Below are 3195 nucleotides of genomic sequence, written 5' to 3' on the forward strand. Positions count from 1 at the left end.
CAGCGACCCGCCCGCCGTCACCCCCAGTGGCTGCGGCCGCCCGCCAGCGGACGCTCCCGCACCGGCCAGGACCTCGGAGCGAAGCACTTCCATGCAACCGGCGAGGTCGATCCTCTCCTCCGGGTCCGTCGTCACTATTGCGAGGATTCCCCTGTGGTAGCAGACCAGGGCGCTGCCCACCCCTGCGAGCGAGCTGCGAAGGAAGGCGGCCTCGATCCGGCTCAGTTCCTGGGGGTCAGGCTCCTCGTCGAGACGCAGGTACAGGCAGGCGACACGCTCCTCGAAGGAGGGGTTGATCGCCAGTGCGCACTCCCTCACCTCACGCGGGCTCGCGTCCTCTCGCAGGGCGAGGTCGATCTGGTTTGCGGCGAACGACGCCGACCCCAGGTCGCGTATGCGACCGGTCACCTCCACGATCACCTGGTCGAAGAAGAAGCCGTCCGACTGGACGACGAAGAGGGGGAGGTTGCGCGCGTTGGCGTAGCGCAGGGCTGACTCCGGCAGGGGCAGGTGCAGCGCGTTCTTTATGACCAGCGCGCTCGCGCCCTCGGCGACCAGCGTGCGCACTGCCTCGCCGATGAGATAGGGGTCGTCCTTGGCATAGAGGAAGGTCGAGAGCACGAGCTGGCGAGGCGCGAGGTTCTTGCGCTGGTACTTGTCGCGCAGCCCGGACATGAGCTCGTAGTCGAGGATCCCCACCTCGTCGATGGTGCGCGCGAGTCCGCCTTGTCCCGCCACGAGCCGCAGCGAGTCCGCATAGAGGCGCTGGAAGTCGGAAACCGTGTAGAGCATGGCCACCAATCTTGTTGAAAGCAACAGTTTTTCTCAACTATAGATGGAAAAACGTACAGAAAGACAAGATGGAAAGGTCAAAAAGAGATAAGTGGTGAGAATGCCTTCCTCAAGTGGTTGTAGGTTTTCACAACAAGTGACCGTGGAGCTGCCTCTGACGCCTCGCTAAGCTCTGGGGCATACGAGTGAGAATCCCGGAAGGGGAGGTTGCGGATGTCACGGCTGTTGGTGCTCTCGGCGGAGGACGTCAGGAAGGTCCTGACCATCAAGGACGCGCTCGATGCGGTCGAGGACGCGTACGGGCAGAAGGCCACGGGCGAGGCAAGCGCCTGGCCCATGGTCTACGAGCAATTCGTTCCCGGCGAGTCGGACATGGACATCCGCTCGGGGGAGCTCAAGGGCGCGGGGCTCTTCGGTCTCAAGCTCACCGCGTGGTTCAGCGGCAATCCCTCCCAGGGGCAGCCAGGATGCAGTCTTCCTGCGGCAGGGGGACAAGAGTCTCCGGCTGGGCGATCGTGAGATTCGTGCGCTTGAGTATGACAAGAACCAGCGTCTCTTTGAGGATGAGGTGTCGCGGCAGGCTACGATTCAAGATGTTGACCAAGAGGTGGTCAATCGTTATAGACAGGCCCTGGGAACCGATGCATCGGGTGAACAGGTCCTAAAGAGTCGTGGCTTTCTGATAGGCGGCTATCTGACGAATGCGGGCATCCTCTTATTTTCAGAAAATCCTTCACGATTTATGCCTCAGGCTCGCGTCCGCGTCGGAAAAATCACTACTCGCGAACTGTCATCACTTATTGGCAAGGGCCTTACTCTTAGCTCAAAAACTCTGAGGGGACTTGCCGCAAAAGGAATCCTTGAGTGGCATGGCAATAGTAAAAACGACCCATCCCAGTTCTATTCCCTCCCAAAATAACGGAGTAGAACGGAGTAAGGGGAGTTATATGGGTTGAAGATGCCATGTGCCTCCCCTTTATTTGCTGTGTACAGCCACCAAGGCACAAGGTCAATTCGGCCATCGGCGAACAGGCCTCGTCGATGGCCGAATTCTTCTATCCCAGTGCGCCTGCCAGCCAGGAGGGCATGTCACGGCTCAGGCTGCGAGCGCAGGTGTATGCGTTCGCAAGCGAGAGGATCGCGCAGCCGCGCCAGCGACCGTCACCCTCAGGTGCCAGGGCGAGCGCCGATTCGGGCGTAGACCCGCTCGCGGGCCAGAGTGGCAGCAACAGCGCGATTCCGTCACGGCGAGGGTCGTATGCCGCTGCAAGCTGGTACGGGCTCTGCCTCACCCGTCTGAGCGAGCGCTCAAGCAGGTCGTCGTCCGATTCCGCCAGCCTCGCACCGAGCCCGGGGGTAAGGTCCAGGGTTGCGAGCGTGGGGAGCGTCTGGGGCAGGCTGAGTGGTTCCGGCAGGGGCAGCGCGTGCCTCTCACCCGTCGCGTCCGCCGGCTCGAGTGCGGAGAGACGCTCGTCTCCATCGACGACCCAGCCGGCGAACTGCCAGGGGATGTCTCCCTCGTGTGGCACGAAGCTCATGCAGAGGTACTGCCCGCATGCGGTGAGGAGGCCCGTGTTGAAGCCGGCGAGGCTCCCGTCGTCTGCCACGACGACGAGGCCGGCATGCCTGGCGCGCCAGAAGGTCAGGCAGAGGTACTCGCGCAGGACGCCGAGGTCCTCCTTGCCGGCGAGGCTCCAGGGCTCGTCTTCAGCCGCTGCCGCAAGCTGGGCGAGCAGGGGCTTCCAAGGTCCGATGACGGCAAACTGGGCGAGTTCGCGCTCGGGACTCACGTTCGCGCTGGTGGCGGCTGCGAAGTCAAGCAGCTGCCAGGCACCCTCTTCAGCGGGGGAGAGGCCCTCGAGGCCGACGTCGGGAAGTCCTTCCTGGGAGCTGCCGTCGTCTACCCCCGTCATGCTCCAACGCTTGCCCGAGGGCGTGCGGGTGTTGCGACGCAGGGTCATCTCAAGTGGTGCCGAGCCGTCGGCGCGCAGGTAGCGCAGGGGGAAGCACAGCTGGCTGCGGCTGCCGTGGACGCTTCCGGTGGAGCGGGCCACGCGCCAGTCCTCGTCGAGCGTCGCGAGCACGTCCACGTCGGTGGGAAGCAAGGCATAGAGCCGCTCGAGGGCCTCGAGCTTGCAGCTCACCTCGGCCTGGAAGTCCCGTGGGAGGTCTGCCTGCAGCTGGACGGGAGGCAGCGGGTTGACGCGGACGGGACCTGCGGGCTCGCTTGGTGTCGGCGCGGGGTGTGCGGGTACGGGCTGGACGGGGGCAGGGCTTGTGACCGCCGCGGGCGTCGGTCGGGGTACGACGATGGGCTTGGCGGCGACGGAGTGGCTGGGCGCAGGCGCGGGTGTTGCAGGCTGTGTGACTGCGGAAGCGCCGGCGGCAGGCCGTGCGGGCACA

Annotated in this window: 3 protein-coding genes; 1 reads left to right on the forward strand and 2 read right to left on the reverse strand. The window is 64.4% G+C overall.

The annotated features are described in order from the left end of the window. Positions 1-792: PucR family transcriptional regulator ligand-binding domain-containing protein (locus BQ7388_RS03265; protein WP_200781419.1), on the reverse strand; the 792-nt coding region annotated here is incomplete at its 3' end. A 213-nt stretch (positions 793-1005) separates the two neighbouring features. On the opposite strand from BQ7388_RS03265, the gene BQ7388_RS03270 reads away from it, so the two are divergent. Further along, positions 1006-1311: a hypothetical protein gene (locus tag BQ7388_RS03270; protein ID WP_234946805.1), complete on the forward strand. Its 306-nt coding sequence runs from the start codon at positions 1006-1008 to the stop codon at positions 1309-1311. Positions 1312-1847: 536 nt separating this feature from the next. Here BQ7388_RS03270 and BQ7388_RS03275 read toward each other — a convergent pair. After that, a partial coding sequence (locus BQ7388_RS03275) for a DUF3825 domain-containing protein (protein ID WP_234946807.1) occupies positions 1848-3195 on the reverse strand: 1348 nt, incomplete at its 5' end.

It is taken from the genome of Olsenella phocaeensis (assembly GCF_900120385.1).
In the GTDB taxonomy this organism is placed as follows: domain Bacteria; phylum Actinomycetota; class Coriobacteriia; order Coriobacteriales; family Atopobiaceae; genus Olsenella_I; species Olsenella_I phocaeensis.